We start from the raw sequence: 17,127 nt of genomic DNA, 5'->3' as shown, positions 1-17,127 counted from the left end.
GCGCTGGAGCGCGCCGGCCGCCAGCGCGGCGAAGCGCCGCAGCCGGAAGCCAGCTTCACCGTGCGCCAACGCGATCGCCTGCTGCCCATCCCCTTCTCTCAGGCGCGCTATCTCAAGGCCGAGCTCAAATACGTCACCCTGGTCACCCCGGACGCGGAATACCTGCTGGACGAACCGCTGATCGCGCTGGAGCAAAGACTGGGCGACGCCGCCGTGCGCATCCACCGCAACTGCCTGGTGATGCGCCACGCGCTGCGCGAGCTGTTCCGCACGCCCGCCGACGGCGAAGAACAATGGCAGGTGCGGCTGGCCGACATCGAACAAGCGCTGCCGGTCAGCCGGCGGCAACTGGCCGGCATCAAGCAATGCCTGAACCAGCAGGACTAGGCACGCCCTCCCCTCGCCACGCGCCACCATATATACAGACCATAAAGCAAAAGCATCTGTCATTATTTTTGGCATGAAAATGCGTTGTGATTTTCAATCGCATCAAGCTTGACATTAGTCATTTGTCATTATTCAGACTAAAACTATCATCCTCGCCCAAGCACATGGCCGAACCGGCGCACCGCCGCCGGCCATGCATTCCATTTAGGGCAAGGAGCGGTCATGCGGTCATTGAAAATCATCCTGTTGTCGTCGGCGTTCAACGGACTCACCCAGCGCGCCTGGCTGGAATTGCGCCAGTCCGGTCACCAAGTCAGCGTGCAGCTGTTCACTAACGAGCAGGAAGTCAGCGCCAACATCCAGCAATCCGGCGCCGATATCGTCATCTGCCCCTTCCTCAAGGACCGGGTGCCGGAAACCCTGTGGCGCGACAGCAGCCGGCCNNCGCGCTGCAGGCGGTGGAAGAAATGGACGCAGGCCCGATCTGGTCCAGCTGCGAATTCGACATGCCGCCGGAGGTGCGCAAATCCGAGCTCTACAACGGCCCGGTCAGCGACGCCGCCCTGTATTGCATCCGCGACGTGGTGGAAAAATTCGGCACCGGCTTCGAGCCCGAGCCGCTGGACTACAGCCAGCCGCAGGTGCGCGGCCGGCTGCAGCCCAATATGCGTCAGAGCGACCGCACCTTCCTGTGGCAACAGCCGGCCGCCGAGATCAAACGCCGCATCGACGCCGCCGACGGCCAGCCCGGCGTGCTGACGCAACTGGCCGGCGGCGACTACTACGTCTACGACGCCCACCTGGACCACCGCTCCGGCCAGCCCGGCCAATTGCTGGCGGTGCACGACGACGCCGTGCTGGTCGGCGCCGGCGAGCACAGCCTGTGGCTGGGCGCGCTGCGGCGCAAGCCGGAAGCGGGCGAGGAAACCTTCAAGCGCCCGGCGCGCCACGTGCTGGCCGGCCTGCTCGACCAAGTGCCGCGGCTGGACTGGTCCATCGCCACCCACCCGCATTGCGAGGAAAGCTACCAGCCCATCCGCTACCGCGAATACGGCTGCGTCGGCGAACTGACCTTCGAGTTCTACAATGGCGCGATGAGCACCGAGCAATGCCAGCGGCTGAGCGAGGCGCTGCGCTGGGCCAAGGCCCAGGACACCAGCGTGTTGCTGGTGCGCGGCGGCCGCGGCAGCTTCAGCAACGGCGTTCACCTCAATGTGATCCAGGCCGCGCCGGAACCGGGCCTGGAAGCCTGGGCCAATATCCAGGCGATAGACGACGTCTGCCAAGAACTGCTGACCGCTCGCCAATTGGTGGTGGCCGGCCTGAGCGGCAACGCCGGCGCCGGCGGCGTGATGCTGGCGCTGGCCGCCGACCTAGTGTTCGCCCGCGGCGGCGTGGTGCTCAACCCGCACTACAAAACCATGGGCTTGTACGGCTCGGAATACTGGACCTACAGTCTGCCGCGCGCGGTGGGCGCGGAACAGGCGCGGCTGCTGACCGAGGCCTGCCTGCCGCTGAGCGCGCGCGAAGCCTGGCGCCTGGGCATGATTCAAGACATCGGCCCGCATGATCCGCACGACTTCGGCGTCTGGCTGCGCCAAGCGGCCGGCCTGGCGCTGAACGACGAGCGCTTCCGCCAGCACCGCGCGCGCAAGACCGGGCTGGACCTGGAACAGATGGAACGCTGCCGCCAGGCCGAGCTACTGGAAATGCGCCAGGACATGGTGGAGAACCGTGGCCAATTCCTGGAGAAGTGCCGCAATTTCGTGCTCAAGCGCAAAGCCTGCGGCACCCCGCAGCGCTTGATCGCCGACTGGATTCCAGCGCGCTGAAACAAGCCCTAGCCATGTCGTCATAAAAACAGCCCGCCCAGCGGGCTGTTTCATGTCATTTTCATGACGAAAAACAACAGTATTGTTTTACGTACAACTACTTAAAACCGGCTTTTTCATCAGTCAAAGCTAAAAAATAAGCCGGCCTTCTTATAAACTCCCTTATCCCCTCTTTCCCCCTTCCTACGGTTGCTACATGCGGACACGGCTGGTTTATGCAGGATGCATCGCGATATGGCTGGTGCTGAGCGCGCTGGTCGCCCTGTCCATCGCCAGCCATGCCTTGCTCAGCGCGGAGCAGCAGTTCAACCGCGACGCGCTGCAACTGTCCGAGCAGCTCAATCAAAAGCTGCAAAACAATGAAACCGTGCTGGACAGCTACGCCGCCTTCAGCACCCTGGACCGCCGCCAGGACCTGCCAGCGGAAAAACGCTTCACCCGGCAACTACTGCGCCGCTACCCGCAAATCCTGTGGCTGGGCCATATCGAACGCATCGCGCCCGAGCAATTGCCGCAGCTCAAACAGCGGCTGCGCCAGCTCTACGGCCACGCGCTGCCGCTGCCCGCCGCCAGCGGCGATGCCTGGGAACGTCGTTTTGGCGTCTTCCCGCTCTCCTTCATCGAACCGGTGCAGCCGTCCACCTTGCTGGCCGCCGACCTGGGCCGGCTGCAAAGCGTGCGCCGGGCCTTGCAGGACGCGCTGGAAAGCGGACGCATGGAAATCTCCGGCCAGATCAAGCTGCCCGGCCTGCCGGCCGGCTATCTGCTGATCCGCGCGATGGACGACGTGCTCAACACCCCGCTGTCCGCGCCGCTGGCCCCGGCCCACTTCGCCACCATGGCGATACGCGCCGACAGCCTGCTGCCCAGCCAATTGCCGCTGTCGGATGGCGCCGAAGTGCGCCTATTCCACCGCAGCTCGCCGCCTGGCGCGCCAGTGCTGCTGCACCGCGCCGAAAGCGCCAGCGCGCTGGAGGCCCTGCTGTTTCCGCGGCTGGAAACCCGCCACCCGCTGGGCGGCGCCAACCAGCCCTTATTGCTGACCGTCAGCCAGCAACTGGGCTGGCGCCAGATCGGCGTGTTCGAATGGGGCATGCTGTCCTTCCTGTCCCTGGCCTTGCTGGCCGGGCTCTTGCTCGTGGCCCACCATTATCTGCAACTGGCCCATGGCCGCCGCCAGCGCGAAAACCAGCTGTTCTATCTGGCCAATCACGACCGCCTGACCGGCCTGGCCAACCGCAATCTGTTCTACGACCGGCTGCAACACGCCATATCGCGGGTGGATCGCAGCGGCAAGCGGCTGGCCCTGCTGTTCCTGGACCTGGACCGTTTCAAACCGGTGAACGACACCTACGGCCACGTCACCGGCGACCGCATCCTGCAATTGATCGCCGCCCGCATCAAGGAAGAGCTGCGCGGCGAGGATACCGTCGCGCGCCTGGGCGGCGACGAATTCGTGGTGTTGATGGAAGACATCGAATCCAACCGCGAGGCGGACAAGATCGTCAACCGCCTGAAACAGGTGATCCACCAACCTTACGAAGTGAGCGACAACCTGATCTCCGTGGGCGTCAGCATCGGCATCGCCTATTACCCGGAGGACGGTTTGCTGATCGACGAGCTGTTGACGGTGGCGGACCGCAAGATGTATGGCAACAAGCGCGAGATCGCGGCGGCGGGGACGGAAACGGTTTGAACCTGGGCGGCAAGCCGCCGCGCGCGCTAGCGCCTCATGCCTTCACTGCCGTCCCGCCAGCGCGCTGTGGATAACCCTACCCAAGCGCCCCTCCTTGTGGATAAGCCAGACGTTCAAGCCACGCCCCCACCCTGTCATGTCAGGGGCAATGATCCTCTCGAAAAGATCATGAACAGGCGCTTCGCACTCCAGACCCCACATCAGCCACTCCAGCTTGACCCAAGCCCCACCCTCGGCAACAATCCCCACGTTGCCGCCCACACGCGGCACACGGGATTGGCGTCTCGTCCTCTACTTACCAACTTCTGCTTACGCGGCGTGCCGTGTGAGCAGCTTTACTATGGCCGTGCCCTTTGGCAGGCGCATGGTGGGAGAGTGCCATGCACTCGCTGGTTTGGTAAGTAGACCAGTACGCCAATCCTGCCACGCGCCTGCCTCACCTCAGCCTTCCCTGGCAGGTGGTTTATCTTGTGTCACAGCAGGAGAAACACCATGCAACAGCCTCAAGCCTTCCCCCCTCGTCGTCGCTACCATCTGCGCTCGCTGGAGCAACAAGAAATTTTGCTGCCCTTCGTCCGCTTCTGCCCCGGCCGCACCTACCCGCATTACTGGCAAATGCCCGCGCCCAGCAAGGATTACCCCGCCGACAGCGCCTATGGCCGCGAATGCGCGGCCCATTTGCTGCAATGGCTGAAGGACAATCGGGAATACGTTGGCAAGGGCCTGCTTAGCCGAGTGGCACACGATATCGACTTTGACGACCGCAACGGGCGCGGTCAATGGATGGGATTCTTCAACTATCTGGAGCAGCTGCTATTGCTGGGCGCGGACCGGGTCAGAATTTATCGCCATGTCGATGGCCAGCACCAGCTGTATCTGGCGCTGGGCCAGCGGATGAGCGTGGAAGCCCGCTTCCGCCGCATCCGCCTGCGCGCGCGCTAAACCACGCCGCCCTGCCAACAGACGCCGCCGAGTACCGGCTCCACCCAAAAAGGCGGACGAGCGCCCTCGTCCGCCGTCTTGGCCATTTCCACCCAGGCGTCTTGCTTGCTCCACTCGTACAGCACACCGGGCTGGATCAGGTGCAGATAGACGCGCTCGAAGGCGGACGACTCCAGCAGATCATGGGTGGCGGCGGTCAGCGCCGCTTCCTGGATAAAGGCGGGAAACAGGGTGGTGGCGGCCACGCCGCCGAACTGCGGAATATTGGCCGCCAGCAGCAGGCTCAATTCATAACCGGGCTTGGCCGCGTAACGCTTCACGCACTTGGCTTGGATCCGGTATTTGATCGCGGCGATGGGCGCGTTGGGCACGCTGATCGGCGCATCCTCGCCCTGCTGCGCCTGGCGCACTTCGCGCGCGCGCAAACAGCCTTTGCCGCCGCCGAACAAGTGCTCGTCGGCATGCACTTCCGTCACTTCAAAAGCGATGCGCCGGCCGTCGCTGAGGGTGGCGCCGACATCCGGCAGCGGCGGCGGCCAGGACTGCCGGTCCACCGCGTGCAAACCCTTGCGCTGCAATAGACGCAGCACCAGCTCCAGCTCTTTTTGCGCTTTTAAAGCCATCGGCCTCCCCCAGTCCGCGTCCGCCGGCGTTGCGGCGCGGCTGCGGCCGGAACGCCGGGCGCGTTTTCATTGGCTATCGCTCAATCCAACCCGGCACAAGATATTTCTTTTTAGCACAAAAAATAGGCTATTCAGATTGGATTTAAAGTTTAATAAGCGATATCGCGGCGCCGGGGGTGCTTCAGTGCTGGGAATCTCCTTCGCCGGGCAATACCACGAACTCGCCTTCCAGGCTGCCCACCGCCTCACCGTCGCACTCCAGCGCCACCTCCAGGCGCAGCCGCCCCATGCGCCCGCGCCGCAACGCGCGTTCCAGCTTGTCCCAGGCAGCCGCATCCGGCGCGGCGGCGCGGGCGAGGAAGCCGGCGGCGATGGGCTTGTCATAGCGCATGCTGTTGCCGTGGATGATGACGCGGCCGGGCAGGCCGCGCTCGCGCAAGCGCATGAACACCAGGCACCAGGCGGTGAGGATGGCCACCGCCGAGGCGCTGCCGCCGAACACGGTGGCGCGGTGATTGATATTGGGCGCCAGCGGCGCGTGCAGGATCACCCGCTCGCCGCTGGCCTCGGCCACGCTGACCGCCATCGCGGCGGACAGCGGGATGTGTTGATGGAGGTAATCTTCAAGCGCCTTTGGACTCATGCTTTTCTCCCGATTCGACGCGGCCGGCTTCGGCGGCGCCTCCTCCATTCTGCCCCAATAGGTGGCGCTGGAAAAACCACAGGCTGTGGCCCAGCTGCAGCACCTGGTTTTCGCGCTTGGCCGCGCCGTGGCCTTCATCAGGGAACAGGATCAGGCCGCCGTCCACGCCCTTGCCGGCCATCGCGCGGTACATTTGCAGCGCTTCGCCCACCGGCACTCGCGGATCGCTGACGCCCTGGATGATCAGCAACGGGTCGCGCAGCTTGTCGATGTGATTGATCGGCGACAATTGCTCCAGCGCGGCGCGGTCGCGTTCCAGGTCGCCGTATTCGGCGGCGCGCAGCGCGCGGCGGTAAGGCGCGGTGTTTTGCAGAAAGCTGACCAGGTTGGCGATGCCGACATTGGACACGCCGGCGTCGTAAGCGCCGGCGAAGATGGTCATCGCCGCCAGCGTGGAATAACCGCCATAGCTGCCGCCCATCACCCCGACCTTGGGCGCCGCGCCGGCCGCGCCCCAATGGCTGCGGATGTAGCGCGCGGCGTCTTCGATATCGGACAGCACTTGCAGCCGGCGCGGGCCGTTGTCGCTGTCCAGCCAGGTTTTGCCATAGCCGATGGAGCCGCGCACATTGGGCTGCACATAGATGAAGCCGGCGTCGACGAAGAGTTGCGCCTGCGGCGAGAAGCCGGCGCGGCTCTGCCCTTCCGGCCCGCCGTGGAAGTTGACCACCACCGGGCAGGGCGTGGCCGCGCAGCGCGTCGGCCGGCGCACGAACATCGGAATCGGCGTGCCGTCGCGCGCCGGATAGCTTTCCAGGCTGGCCTTGGCGAAGCCGCGGGTGTCCAGCTCCGGCGCGGACGGCAGCAGCCATTGGCTGAGCTTGCCGCTCTTGCTGTCCCAGACATGGCTGCTGGCCGGCGCGGTGTCGGTTTCCACGCTGAAGTTGACGTAGCGGCCATCGCGGCTGAGATTGACCACATTGACCTGGGCCGCGCCGGGGAAGGCGGGCAGTTTCAGCGCGCGGTAGCCGCGGCGGCCGTCCAGCGCCAGCGCCTTGCCGTAACCGTCCTGGCTCAGCGTGTAGTAGACGCGGCCCTGCTCGCGGTCGATGTTGAGGTTGTCGACATCGCCGCGCGTCTCCGGCGTCAGCGGCTGGAACACGCCGGCGCGCCACAGATAGAGGCGGTGGTATTCGCCGAACTTATTGCTGCGCACCAGGTATTCGCCGTCGCGCAGGCCGAAGTCCATGCGGTAATCGACGGCTTCGCCCTGGCCCAGCAGCGGCTGCGCCGGCTTGCCGTCCGGCGTCCACAGATAGAATTCCGCGCTGGCATTGCTCAGCGTCTTTTGCAGCAGCAGGCGGCCGTCGTCGCGGTGATCGGCGATGCTCCAGGCGCCGCGCTCGCCGAACAGGCGCTCGCGACGGCCGTCGGCCAGCCGGTAGCGGTACAGGGTATAGCTGTCGGCCCGCTCGTCGTTGCTGCGGTAGTACAGCCACTGGCCGTCCTTGCTGAGAAACTGGAACTGGGTCTGCACGCCGGGCTTGTGCTGGACTTCGCGCAGCGCGCCGCCGGCGGCGGCTTGCAGATAGAGACCGGGGTTTTCCTCGCCCTTGCGGTCGCGGCTGAGCACCAGCCAGCGCCCATCCGGGCTGACGTCCTGAATCAGGGTGGCGTCTTCGCCGCCGGTGAGTTGCACCGGGAAGCGCTGCGGGCCGTCCAGCTTCCACACCTGCGGCACGCCGGTGACGCGCCAGCTGAAGTACAGGGCCTTGCCGTCCGGAGCCAGCACGCCGGCGCCGGGCGCGCGCAGGTCCAGCATGTTCTGCACTTTGCGGCTCAGTTCCGCCGGCAAGGGCGCGGCGCGATAACGCGCCACCTCTTCCGCGCTGACGCTGGCGGCGCCGAGGCCGCTGTAGCCGCCTGCGGCCCAACCATGAGTGGAAAGCATCATTAGCGTTGCCGCGGATAAAGCACGAACCATCATGACTGCTCCTGAACGATTGGGCGAGCGGACCAGTATAGCGGCCATGACAATGACGTTACAACTTGCATTATTCTCATGCCGACTCTGCGACACTTTGTCGCATGCGGAAGGAATGAGCAGGCGCTAAACTGATGCGGTCAATCCTCATTCGCATTTGCCGCCCCTGGCCGGCAACGGCGCTAACCTTGATCCGCAAAGAGCTTCCATGAAAAAACTCGCCCTGCTGGCCTTGCTGGCCGCTTCCGGTTCCGCCTTCGCCCACGTCACCCTGGAAACGCCCACCGCCGCCAGCGGCAGCTATTACAAGGGCGTGCTGAAGATCGGCCATGGCTGCAACGGCAGCCCCACCACCGCCATCAGCGTGGAAATGCCGGAAGGCGTGCGCCTGGCGCAGCCGATGCCGAAGGCCGGCTGGGAAGTGGAAGTGAGCAAGGCCGCGGTCAAGCCTTTCGACAACTACGGCCGCAAAGTGAGCGAGGACGTGAACCGCATCACCTGGAAGGGCGGCAAGCTGCCGTCCAATTTCTACGATGAATTCGTGTTCCAGGCCAAGATCGCCGCCCAGCCGGGCAAGCTCTATTTCAAGGTGAAGCAGCAGTGTGAACAGGGCGAAACCAACTGGGCGGACATCCCGGCCGCCGGCCAGGACGCGCATGACTTGAAGAGCCCGGCGGCGGAGTTGACGGTGACGGCAGCAGGCGCGGCCGGCCATCATCATTAAGACCCGCTAAGAACCTGTTTACGATCTGCTGCGCGTTGGCGGAATAGTTAGACAAGGGCGTTGAAAACCGCTTCGAAATGCTCATGTACCGTATGTACACTCCGCTTTCTCAGCCGTTTTCGCCAGGTCTCGCCTTAGCTCGCGAGAACGTAAACACGTTCCAAGCCTTCTTCCCTGCTCCCATGAAAAACGCCGGCGGCGAGTCTCTCGCGGCCGGCGTTTTTGCATGGACGGGTAAGATTAGCGGAACAAACCCTTGAGCAGATCCGCCCCCTGGGACAGCAGATCCTCGCCCTGCGGCAGTTGACCATTGGGGGTCAGCTTGTCCACCAGGCCGGGCAGGTGCTCGGCCACCAGTTGCGACAGCTGGCCCTGCTCCAGGCCGAATTTCTCGGCCAGGCCGGACAGTTGTTCCGAGCCCAGCACTTGCTGGATCTGCTCGGCCGACACCGGCAGATTGCCGCCCTGGCCCACCCAGGACGACACCAGCTCACCGAGGCCGCCTTGCTGGAATTGCTCCAGCAGGCCGGACAAGCCGCCCTGTTGTTGCAGCAAGGCCTGCAAGGCTCCGCCAGCGCCGCCTTCCGCGCCGCCGGACAGCAAACCGCTCAAGGAATCGAATAAAGCCATCGTGCTCTCCTGTTTGCCGCGCACCGGGCGCGAATCTGTGTAAACATGGCCGCGCTCGCGCGCGGGATCAAGCCGCCAGCAAGCCCGCCAGGCCGCGCATGGTCCGCCACGGATCGCCGGCTTCCACGCCCTTGATCTGACGATCTATGCGCGCGCATTCGTCCAGCGCGGTCATCAGTTTGCGCGGGCCGATGCGGCGCAAGGCCGGCTCGGCCAAGCGCTGCTTATCGCCCCACAAACGCAGTTCGCGCGCCATGTCGCGCGCGTTGCGCCCGTCCTTCAGGCCCTGGCGCAAACGCAGCAGCATGCGCACGTCCTCGGTCAGCGACCACAACACCAGCACCGGCGCTTCGCCTTCGGCCATCAGGCCGTCCAGCATGCGCAGCACGCGCGGCACGTCGCCGGCCAGCCAGGATTCGGACAGGTGGAACACGTCGAAGCGGGCCACATTGGCCACCGCGGCGCGCAGTTGTTCCAGCGTCAGTTCGCCCGCCGGATACAGCAGGGCCAGCTTGTCCACTTCCTGGCGCGCGGCCAGCAGATTGCCTTCCACGCGATCGACAAAAAACGCCAGCGCCTCGCCGCCCAGCGACTGCCCCTGGGCCTTGAGCCGGCGCGAGATCCAGCTGGGCAGCTCGGCGCGGCCCACCGGACGGGCTTCCACCGTCACCGCCAGTTTTTCCAGCGCCTGGAACCACTTGGACTGCTGTTGCGCGCGCTCCAGCTTGGGCAGGGTGATCAGCGTCACCGTGTCCTGCGGCGGCTGCGCCGCCAGCTGTTGCAACGCTTCGGCGCCTTCGGTGCCGGGCTTGCCGTTGGGGATGCGGATTTCCAGCAGCTTGCGCTCGGCGAACAGCGAGACGCTGCTCATCGCGTCGCGCAGTTGCGACCAGTCGAAACCGGCCTCCACCGTCAGCACTTCACGCTCCTGGTAGCCTTGCTCGCGCGCCGCCTGGCGCAGCGCGTCGGCGGCTTCCAACGCCAGCAGCGCTTCTTCGCCGTGCACCAGGTAGAGCGGCGCCAGGCCCTTGCCCAGCGCCGCGATCAGCGCGTCAGGGCTTAGGTTGGGCATCGACGGGCTTCAGGCTTTGCGGGCCGGTCAGCGGCGCGGCGGCCGGCTTTTTCAGATAAGCCAAGCGGCGCACGATCTGCTCCGCCGCGTCGCGGCGGGCATCGGCCCAGATCAGCGCTTCTTCCTGTTCCTTGCCGAGGATGGCGCTGTCGGAGTAGTTCATGCTGCGGCGCACCACCACGGTCATGTCCGGCTCCACCGGCACGCCGAACAACACGGTGCGCACCACGGCGGTATAGGTCAGCTGGTACTCGTTGATCTTGCCGCCCACGTTCAGGGTCAGGATGTCCTTGGCCTGGTTTTCGCTGAGGATGCTCACCACCGCCTCGGCCTGCTTGGGATTGTCCAGCAGTTGCAGACGCGGGTCGCGCGCCAGCACGGTGCGCACGTCACCGGCTACCGCGGCGCTGCCGCCGTCGAAATACAGCGAGGCGAACGGCAGCGGCTTCATCGGGCCGCCCAGGCCGCGCAGGTGGAAGCCGCAGGCGCTCAAGGTGATGGCCAGCAGCGCCAGCCACAGCCATTGCAGGGAAAGTCTCATTCGCGATTCCTTATCGGGAAACAATGCTGGCCCGGCCCTAGGCGCAATCCACGCCTGGGCCGGGCCACGTCGGGTTTACACCACGATGTTGACCAGGCGGCCCGGCACCACGATGATTTTCTTGGCCGGCTTGCCTTCCATGAACTTCTGCACGTTCTCATGCGCCAGCGCCGCGGCTTCGATCGCGTCCTTGGCCGCGTCGGCGGCCACGGTGATGCTGCCGCGCAGCTTGCCGCCCACTTGCACCATCAGTTCGATCTCGCTCTTGACCAGCGCGCTCTCGTCCACTTTCGGCCAAGCCTGTTGCAGCAGTTCGCTGCCCGGACGCAGCGCGGTCCACAGCGCGTCGCAGATGTGCGGCACGATGGGGGACAGCAGCAGCGCCACGGCTTCCAGCGTTTCCTGCGCCACCGCGCGGCCGGCGTCGCCGCTCTTGTCGGCGCGGTCGTAGGTGTTCAACAGCTCCATCACCGCGGCGATGGCGGTGTTGAATTGCTGACGGCGGCCGTAGTCGTCGGCCACTTTCTGGATGGTGGCGTGCAGCTTGAAGCGCAGATCCTTCAGGCCGGCGGACAATTCGCCGCCGCTATACGCCGGCGCCAGGCCGGCTGCGGCATGCTCGTTCACCGCCTTCCACAAGCGCTTGAGGAAGCGGAACGCGCCTTCCACGCCGGCGTCGGACCATTCCAGGCTCTGCTCCGGCGGCGCGGCGAACATCATGAACAGACGCGCGGTATCAGCGCCGTATTGTTCGATGAATTCCTGCGGGTCCACGCCGTTGTTCTTGGACTTGGACATTTTCTCGATGCCGCCGACCACCACCGGCAGGCCGTCGACGCGATGCTTGGCGGCGACGATCTTGCCCTTGGCGTCGCGCTCCAGTTCCACGTCCTGCGGCGCGATCCAGTCGGTGGCGCCGTTGGGCAGTTCGCGATAGAAGGTTTCGCACACCACCATGCCCTGGGTCAGCAGGCTCTTGAACGGCTCGTCGCTGGACACCAGGCCTTCGTCGCGCATCAGCTTGTGGAAGAAGCGCGCGTACAGCAGGTGCAGAATCGCGTGTTCTATGCCGCCGACGTATTGGTCTACTTGCAGCCAGTAGTCGGCAGCCTTCTTGTCCACCATCGCGGTGTCGCACTTGGGCGAGGCGTAGCGCGCGTAGTACCAGCTGGACTCGACGAAGGTGTCCATGGTGTCGGTTTCACGCTTGGCCGCGCCGCCGCATTTCGGGCAGCTGGTTTCGTAGAATTCCGGCATTTTGGCCAGCGGAGAACCGGTGCCGTCCGGAATCACGTTTTCCGGCAGCGTCACCGGCAGGTCTTTTTCCGGCACCGGCACGTCGCCGCAGCTCTGGCAATGGATGATGGGAATCGGGCAGCCCCAGTAGCGCTGACGCGAAATGCCCCAGTCGCGCAGGCGATACTGGGTTTTCTTCTGGCCGGCGGCCTTGGCTTCCAGATCGCCGACGATGGCGTCGAAGGCGGCGGAGAAGTTGAGGCCGTCGTATTTGCCGCTGTTCACGGTGCGGATGCTGTCATCCTTGGCGGCGTACCAGTCCTGCCAGGCGGCGGCGTCGAAGTTGTCCTCGCCGCTGGCCGGCGCGTAGACCTGCTGGATCGGCAACTGGTATTTGTTGGCGAACTCGAAGTCGCGCTCGTCGTGCGCCGGCACCGCCATCACCGCGCCTTCGCCATAGCCCCACAGCACATAGTTGGCCACCCAAACCGGCAGCTTGGCGCCGGTCAGCGGATGAACCACGAACAGGCCGGTGTCCATGCCCTTCTTTTCCATCTTGGCCATATCGGCCTCGGCCACGGAGCCGGCCTTGCATTCGGCGATGAAGACTTGCAGCTCCGGCTTGCCGGCCGCGGCCTGGGTGGCCAGCGGGTGCTCGGCGGCCACCGCCACATAGGTGGCGCCCATCAGGGTGTCCGGACGGGTGGTGTAGACCTTGAGCTGGCCGGCGTGGCCGATGCTGGCTTCGTCGTAGGCGAAGGCCACGTCGGAGCCGAAGCTCTTGCCTATCCAGTTGCGCTGCATGGTCTTGACCTGTTCCGGCCAGCCGTCCAGCTTGTCCAGGTCCGCCAGCAGCTGCTCGGCGTAGTCGGTGATGCGGAAGTAATACATCGGGATTTCGCGCTTTTCCACCAGCGCGCCGGAACGCCAGCCGCGGCCGTCCACCACTTGCTCGTTGGCCAGCACGGTCTGGTCCACCGGGTCCCAGTTGACCACGCCGTTTTTCTTGTAGATCACGCCCTTTTCAAACAGACGGGTGAACAGCCACTGCTCCCAGCGGTAGTAGTCCGGTTTGCAGGTGGCCAGCTCGCGCTCCCAGTCCAAAGCAAAACCCAGGCTACCCAGCTGCTGCTTCATGTACTCGATGTTGGCGTAGGTCCAGGCCGCCGGCGCGCCGCCGTTCTTCATCGCGGCGTTCTCGGCCGGCAGGCCGAAGGCGTCCCAGCCCATCGGCTGCAGCACGTTGAAGCCCTGCAGGCGCTTGAAGCGGGCCAGCACGTCGGTGATGGTGTAGTTGCGCACATGGCCCATGTGCAGCTTGCCGGACGGATACGGGAACATCGACAGCGCGTAGTATTTGGGACGCGACGCGTCTTCCACGGCTTTGAAGGCGGCAGTTTTCTGCCATTTCTGCTGGGCGGCGGTTTCCACCGCGCGCGGGCTGTATTGTTCTTGCATGGCGATCTTTGTCTGGACTCTGAAATTCAAAAGGCGGAAATACAAAAGGCGGGCTGCCCGGCGCGCGGTTCACGCTGGCGCCTCCGGATAGCCCGTCCGCAAAAAGGTTGCCCCCATTATAACGGCGTCTTCGCTCCCGCGATAAGACCCCAAAAAAACAAATGCTTGGCCGGTTCCCGACTCGCCGCCGTCAAGAGCAGGGCTTGACGCCCCAGCCCTTGCGTCCGCGCCAGCAGGAGAAATCCTCCTTCACCGAGCGTATGGTCCACACATTGCCTTCGCGGCTGAGCTGGAAACGCTGGCGCATGCCCTTGACGCTGTCGTCCATCAGGCCTTCGCGCAGCAGCGCGATGCTGGCCTGGTCGAAGGCTTCCGGCTGGCTGGTCTGGATCACTTTCAGGCTGCGGTATTCGAACTGGCCGTCCTCGCCCAGCCGGTTCTTGGCGAAGCGCAGCACCACTTCCAGCGGCAGTTCGCCGGGCTGGCCGGCGAAGGGGAAACGCGCTTCGTCGCTATAGGCGGAGGCGGCGGCGGGAATCGCGGCCAATGCGGCCGCGGCGCAAAGAAGGATGGTTTTCAATTGCCATGCTTTCCGTGTTGAAAGCCTGGTTCGACCCGTCAATGCGTCAAATAGTTGCGCTGACTTAGAACCTGTTCAAAGTCTGCTGCGCTTCAGCGATACGGCGTTAAAAACAAGCTCAAAATGCTCATGTACCACGTGTACATTCCGCTTTTTCGCTTGTTTTCGCCTTGTCTCGCTCTTGCTCGCGAGACTTTGAACAGGCTCTTAGACCCGGCCGGCCAGGTGCGCGTCGCGGAAACGCTCCAGTTGCCGCAGCAGCGCCTCGAGTATGCCCGGCTCCCACAAAGAATGGCCGGCGGCTTCCACCAGTTCGTAATGCGCTTGCGGCCAGGCCTGGGCCAGCCGCAGCGCGGTGGCCGGCGGGCAGACCACGTCGTAGCGGCCTTGCACGATGGCGGCGGGAATGTGACGAATGCGCGCCAGCCCGGCCAGCAGCGCGCCCTCCGGCAGGAACACGCGGTTGACGAAGTAATGCGCTTCCAGCCGCGCCAGCGACAGCGCCACGTATTCGCTGCCGGCGCGTTCGGCGGCGTCGGCATTGGGGCGCAGCGCGACGCAAGCGCCCTCGTAGCGGCCCCAGGCGCGGCAGGCCGGCAGATGCACCGCCGGGTCCGGGTCGGTCAGGCGTCGATAGTAGGCGGCCAGCAGGTCGCCGCGCTCGGCTTCCGGTATCGGCGCGACGAAGCGCTGCCACTCCTCCGGGAAGAACTGGCCCATGCCGTGCAGGAACCAGTCGATCTCGCGGCGCTCGCCCAGGAAGATGCCGCGCAGGATCAGGCCGCTGACGCGCTCTGGATGCGCCTGGGCGTAAGCCAGCGCCAGCGTGCTGCCCCAGGAGCCTCCGAACACCAGCCAGCGCTCGATGCCCAGCTGCTCGCGCAGCCGTTCTATGTCCGCCACCAGGTGGGCGGTGCTGTTATCGCGCAGCTCGCCGCGCGGCGAGGAGCGGCCGCTGCCGCGCTGGTCGAACAAGACCGCGCGGTAGAAGGCGGGGTCGAACAGCTGGCGGCAGGCCGGCACGCAGCCGTCGCCGGGCCCGCCGTGCAGATAGAGTAGCGGGTAGCCTTGCGGCTGGCCGCATTGCTCCCAATACATGGAATGCAAGCCGTCGAGCGCCAGCATGCCGCTGGCAAACGGTTCTATCGGCGGATACAGCATGGCCTCTCCATCATAAAGTTCGACTCCCTAACCGCGCAGCAGGCTATACAACATCTCACTCGCCATCGTCGCCATCAAGGCGGCGAACACCTGCTTCAAACGAGCCACCGGCAGCTTGTGCGCGGCACGCGCGCCCAGCGGCGCCATCAGCACCGTCATCAGCATCAGCGCCAGCATCGCCGGCAGGTAGATAAAACCCAGGGAGCCGGCCGGCAAACCGGTCACGCCCCAGCCGCTGTAGAGATAGCCGACGGCCCCGGACACGGCGATGGGCCAGCCCAGCGCGGCGCTGGTGGCGATAGCGGTATGCACCGGCACATTGCACCAGCTCATATAGGGCACGCTCATCGATCCGCCGCCGATGCCGACCCAGCTGGAAATCATTCCGATCGCACCGCCAGCGCCCCACTGCCCGGCCTGGCCCGGCATTCCGCGGCTGGCTTGCGGCCGGAGGTTGAAGAACATCTGCACCGCAACCAGATAGGCGTAGCCGACGAAGAACCATTTCAGCGCCAGCCCGGAGATCGCTCCGGCGATCAGACTGCCCAGCAAGGTTCCAACCACCATCGCCGGCGCCATCGCTCGCACAATGCGCCAGTCCACCGCGCCCTTTTTGTGATGCGCGCGCACGCTGGACAGGCTGGTGAACACCATTACCGCCAGCGAGGTGCCCACCGCCAGATGCTGTGCATGGTCGCCGCCCAAATGCGCGGTGGACAAGACCCCTAGCACCACCGGCACGATGACCAAACCGCCGCCTACACCGAGCAGGCCGGCCAGAAAACCGGCCACCGCGCCGCAGGCCAGCAGCGTCAGCAATAAGGGCAGGCTCAGCATGCCAGCAACTGTTCAGTGATGTAGCGCCATTCATCCTCGCTCAGCGGGGTGATGGACAGCCGGTTGCCGCGCTTGAGCACCGTCATCTCAGCCAGCGGCGGGTGCTGGCGCAACTCGGCTGGAGACAGCAGCCGGGTCTTGCGCAGGAAGCGTACATCCACCGCCAGCCAACGCGGCGCGTCGGACGCGGACTTGGGGTCGTAATACGGGCTTTCCGGGTCGAACTGGCTGGAGTCCGGATGCGCGGCGGCGGCGATTTCCGCCAGGCCGGCCACGCCCGGTTCCGGGCAGGACGAGTGCCAGAACAGCAGCCGGTCCCCCACTTGCATGCCATCGCGCATGAAATTGCGCGCCTGGTAATTGCGCACGCCAGTCCACTCGAACAGGCGTTCGGGCTCGGCGGCGAGATCGTCGATAGAGGTATCGTCCGGTTCGGACTTCATCAGCCAGTAGCGCATGGGCAATGTCTGTTAATCAGTGGTGGAAAGAGTTAACGCTTGCTCAATCTTACTGGAAAGATTGCCGTTTATGCTGACATTGGCATCCCAAAGGGATATGGCGACGAAATGCGCGCACCAAGGACAAGGATGAAGATCATGAAAACCCGAGCCAAACAATGTCTGCTGGGCCTGGCGCTGGCCGCCGGCTTGAGCGCTTGCGTCGTGGAACCGCCCAGGGTGGCGCTGAGTCCGGTGGTGATCAGACCCGCCCCGGTGGTGGTGACGCCGGTTTACGGCTATTACTACGGCGGCCACCACGATTGGCGTTGATGTCGCGCCTG

17 protein-coding genes are annotated in these 17,127 nt (G+C 65.0%); 6 read left to right on the top strand and 11 right to left on the bottom strand.

Annotated features, from left to right (window positions below):
* From LQT98_RS03160 to LQT98_RS03145, 4 genes are all read left to right on the top strand, one after another.
* A partial coding sequence (locus tag LQT98_RS03160; RefSeq protein ID WP_231461094.1) for a LytR/AlgR family response regulator transcription factor occupies positions 1-387 on the top strand: 387 nt, incomplete at its 5' end.
* 467 nt (positions 388-854) lie between these two features.
* Positions 855-2,219 carry an enoyl-CoA hydratase-related protein gene (locus LQT98_RS03155; RefSeq protein ID WP_456237127.1) on the top strand — a complete coding sequence of 455 codons (1,365 nt, stop codon included), beginning with the start codon at positions 855-857 and terminating at the stop codon, positions 2,217-2,219.
* Between the two features lie 241 nt (positions 2,220-2,460).
* Positions 2,461-3,915: a sensor domain-containing diguanylate cyclase gene (locus tag LQT98_RS03150; protein WP_231461092.1), complete on the top strand. Its 1,455-nt coding sequence runs from the start codon at positions 2,461-2,463 to the stop codon at positions 3,913-3,915.
* Positions 3,916-4,407: 492 nt separating this feature from the next.
* Positions 4,408-4,857 (top strand): hypothetical protein, encoded by a 450-nt coding sequence (locus LQT98_RS03145; RefSeq protein WP_231461091.1) that lies wholly within the window; start codon positions 4,408-4,410, stop codon positions 4,855-4,857.
* Here the strand turns inward: LQT98_RS03145 and LQT98_RS03140 are convergent.
* The 3 genes from LQT98_RS03140 to LQT98_RS03130 all read right to left on the bottom strand — a co-directional run bounded on the left by LQT98_RS03140 (position 4,854) and on the right by LQT98_RS03130 (position 8,077).
* Positions 4,854-5,480, bottom strand: a complete 627-nt coding sequence (locus tag LQT98_RS03140) for a hypothetical protein (RefSeq protein ID WP_048408415.1) — start codon at positions 5,478-5,480, stop codon at positions 4,854-4,856. The genes LQT98_RS03145 and LQT98_RS03140 overlap by 4 nt on opposite strands.
* 181 nt (positions 5,481-5,661) lie before the next feature.
* The gene (locus LQT98_RS03135) at positions 5,662-6,123 is read right to left on the bottom strand and encodes a YiiD C-terminal domain-containing protein (protein ID WP_231461090.1); all 462 of its coding nucleotides are present in this window, start codon (positions 6,121-6,123) and stop codon (positions 5,662-5,664) included.
* Positions 6,104-8,077 (bottom strand): S9 family peptidase, encoded by a 1,974-nt coding sequence (locus tag LQT98_RS03130; protein ID WP_231461089.1) that lies wholly within the window; start codon positions 8,075-8,077, stop codon positions 6,104-6,106. The genes LQT98_RS03135 and LQT98_RS03130 overlap by 20 nt, the downstream gene beginning before the upstream one ends.
* Before the next feature lie 238 nt (positions 8,078-8,315).
* Here LQT98_RS03130 and LQT98_RS03125 point away from each other — a divergent pair, with 238 nt between their 5' ends.
* Entirely contained in the window at positions 8,316-8,831 is a 516-nt protein-coding gene (locus LQT98_RS03125; protein WP_231461088.1) for a YcnI family copper-binding membrane protein, read from the top strand.
* Positions 8,832-9,071: 240 nt separating this feature from the next.
* On the opposite strand, the gene LQT98_RS03120 is transcribed toward LQT98_RS03125, so the two are convergent.
* The 8 genes from LQT98_RS03120 to LQT98_RS03085 all read right to left on the bottom strand — a co-directional run bounded on the left by LQT98_RS03120 (position 9,072) and on the right by LQT98_RS03085 (position 16,804).
* Positions 9,072-9,461 carry a YidB family protein gene (locus LQT98_RS03120; RefSeq protein WP_048408418.1) on the bottom strand — a complete coding sequence of 130 codons (390 nt, stop codon included), beginning with the start codon at positions 9,459-9,461 and terminating at the stop codon, positions 9,072-9,074.
* 67 nt (positions 9,462-9,528) lie between these two features.
* Positions 9,529-10,533, bottom strand: a complete 1,005-nt coding sequence (gene holA / locus LQT98_RS03115; protein WP_231461087.1) for a DNA polymerase III subunit delta — start codon at positions 10,531-10,533, stop codon at positions 9,529-9,531.
* Positions 10,514-11,074, bottom strand: coding sequence for an LPS-assembly lipoprotein LptE (locus LQT98_RS03110; protein ID WP_231461086.1), 561 nt, complete (start codon positions 11,072-11,074; stop codon positions 10,514-10,516). Before LQT98_RS03110 ends, holA begins: the two co-directional genes overlap by 20 nt.
* A gap of 75 nt (positions 11,075-11,149) precedes the next feature.
* Positions 11,150-13,768, bottom strand: coding sequence for a leucine--tRNA ligase (leuS, locus tag LQT98_RS03105; protein WP_231461085.1), 2,619 nt, complete (start codon positions 13,766-13,768; stop codon positions 11,150-11,152).
* A 190-nt stretch (positions 13,769-13,958) separates the two neighbouring features.
* Positions 13,959-14,348, bottom strand: a complete 390-nt coding sequence (locus LQT98_RS03100) for a hypothetical protein (protein ID WP_156183729.1) — start codon at positions 14,346-14,348, stop codon at positions 13,959-13,961.
* Positions 14,349-14,555: 207 nt separating this feature from the next.
* Positions 14,556-15,509 (bottom strand): prolyl aminopeptidase, encoded by a 954-nt coding sequence (gene pip / locus LQT98_RS03095; RefSeq protein WP_231461084.1) that lies wholly within the window; start codon positions 15,507-15,509, stop codon positions 14,556-14,558.
* A 27-nt stretch (positions 15,510-15,536) separates the two neighbouring features.
* A complete protein-coding gene (locus LQT98_RS03090) occupies positions 15,537-16,346 on the bottom strand; it encodes a sulfite exporter TauE/SafE family protein (RefSeq protein ID WP_231461083.1) in 810 nt (269 codons plus the stop codon).
* Complete coding sequence (locus LQT98_RS03085; protein WP_048409985.1) at positions 16,340-16,804, bottom strand: EVE domain-containing protein; 465 nt, start codon at positions 16,802-16,804, stop codon at positions 16,340-16,342. Before LQT98_RS03085 ends, LQT98_RS03090 begins: the two co-directional genes overlap by 7 nt.
* 138 nt (positions 16,805-16,942) lie before the next feature.
* Between LQT98_RS03085 and LQT98_RS03080 the strand changes: the two genes are divergently transcribed.
* The gene (locus LQT98_RS03080) at positions 16,943-17,116 is read left to right on the top strand and encodes a hypothetical protein (RefSeq protein ID WP_231461082.1); all 174 of its coding nucleotides are present in this window, start codon (positions 16,943-16,945) and stop codon (positions 17,114-17,116) included.
* The last annotated feature ends 11 nt before the right edge of the window (positions 17,117-17,127 follow it).

This window comes from Chromobacterium aquaticum (assembly GCF_021129195.1).
Classification (GTDB): domain Bacteria; phylum Pseudomonadota; class Gammaproteobacteria; order Burkholderiales; family Chromobacteriaceae; genus Chromobacterium; species Chromobacterium aquaticum.
This window is presented reverse-complemented; position numbering and strand designations above follow the sequence as displayed.

What these genes read in the sequence shown, in the direction of transcription:
- LQT98_RS03155 (WP_456237127.1), top strand. Translation starts at nt 855, where the DNA reads ATGGACGCAGGCCCGATCTGGTCCAGCTGCGAATTCGACATGCCGCCG.
- LQT98_RS03145 (WP_231461091.1), top strand. Translation starts at nt 4,408, where the DNA reads ATGCAACAGCCTCAAGCCTTCCCCCCTCGTCGTCGCTACCATCTGCGC.
- LQT98_RS03140 (WP_048408415.1), bottom strand. Translation starts at nt 5,480, where the DNA reads ATGGCTTTAAAAGCGCAAAAAGAGCTGGAGCTGGTGCTGCGTCTATTG.
- LQT98_RS03135 (WP_231461090.1), bottom strand. Translation starts at nt 6,123, where the DNA reads ATGAGTCCAAAGGCGCTTGAAGATTACCTCCATCAACACATCCCGCTG.
- LQT98_RS03130 (WP_231461089.1), bottom strand. Translation starts at nt 8,077, where the DNA reads ATGATGCTTTCCACTCATGGTTGGGCCGCAGGCGGCTACAGCGGCCTC.
- LQT98_RS03125 (WP_231461088.1), top strand. Translation starts at nt 8,316, where the DNA reads ATGAAAAAACTCGCCCTGCTGGCCTTGCTGGCCGCTTCCGGTTCCGCC.
- LQT98_RS03120 (WP_048408418.1), bottom strand. Translation starts at nt 9,461, where the DNA reads ATGGCTTTATTCGATTCCTTGAGCGGTTTGCTGTCCGGCGGCGCGGAA.
- holA (WP_231461087.1), bottom strand. Translation starts at nt 10,533, where the DNA reads ATGCCCAACCTAAGCCCTGACGCGCTGATCGCGGCGCTGGGCAAGGGC.
- LQT98_RS03110 (WP_231461086.1), bottom strand. Translation starts at nt 11,074, where the DNA reads ATGAGACTTTCCCTGCAATGGCTGTGGCTGGCGCTGCTGGCCATCACC.
- leuS (WP_231461085.1), bottom strand. Translation starts at nt 13,768, where the DNA reads ATGCAAGAACAATACAGCCCGCGCGCGGTGGAAACCGCCGCCCAGCAG.
- pip (WP_231461084.1), bottom strand. Translation starts at nt 15,509, where the DNA reads ATGCTGTATCCGCCGATAGAACCGTTTGCCAGCGGCATGCTGGCGCTC.
- LQT98_RS03090 (WP_231461083.1), bottom strand. Translation starts at nt 16,346, where the DNA reads ATGCTGAGCCTGCCCTTATTGCTGACGCTGCTGGCCTGCGGCGCGGTG.
- LQT98_RS03085 (WP_048409985.1), bottom strand. Translation starts at nt 16,804, where the DNA reads ATGCGCTACTGGCTGATGAAGTCCGAACCGGACGATACCTCTATCGAC.
- LQT98_RS03080 (WP_231461082.1), top strand. Translation starts at nt 16,943, where the DNA reads ATGAAAACCCGAGCCAAACAATGTCTGCTGGGCCTGGCGCTGGCCGCC.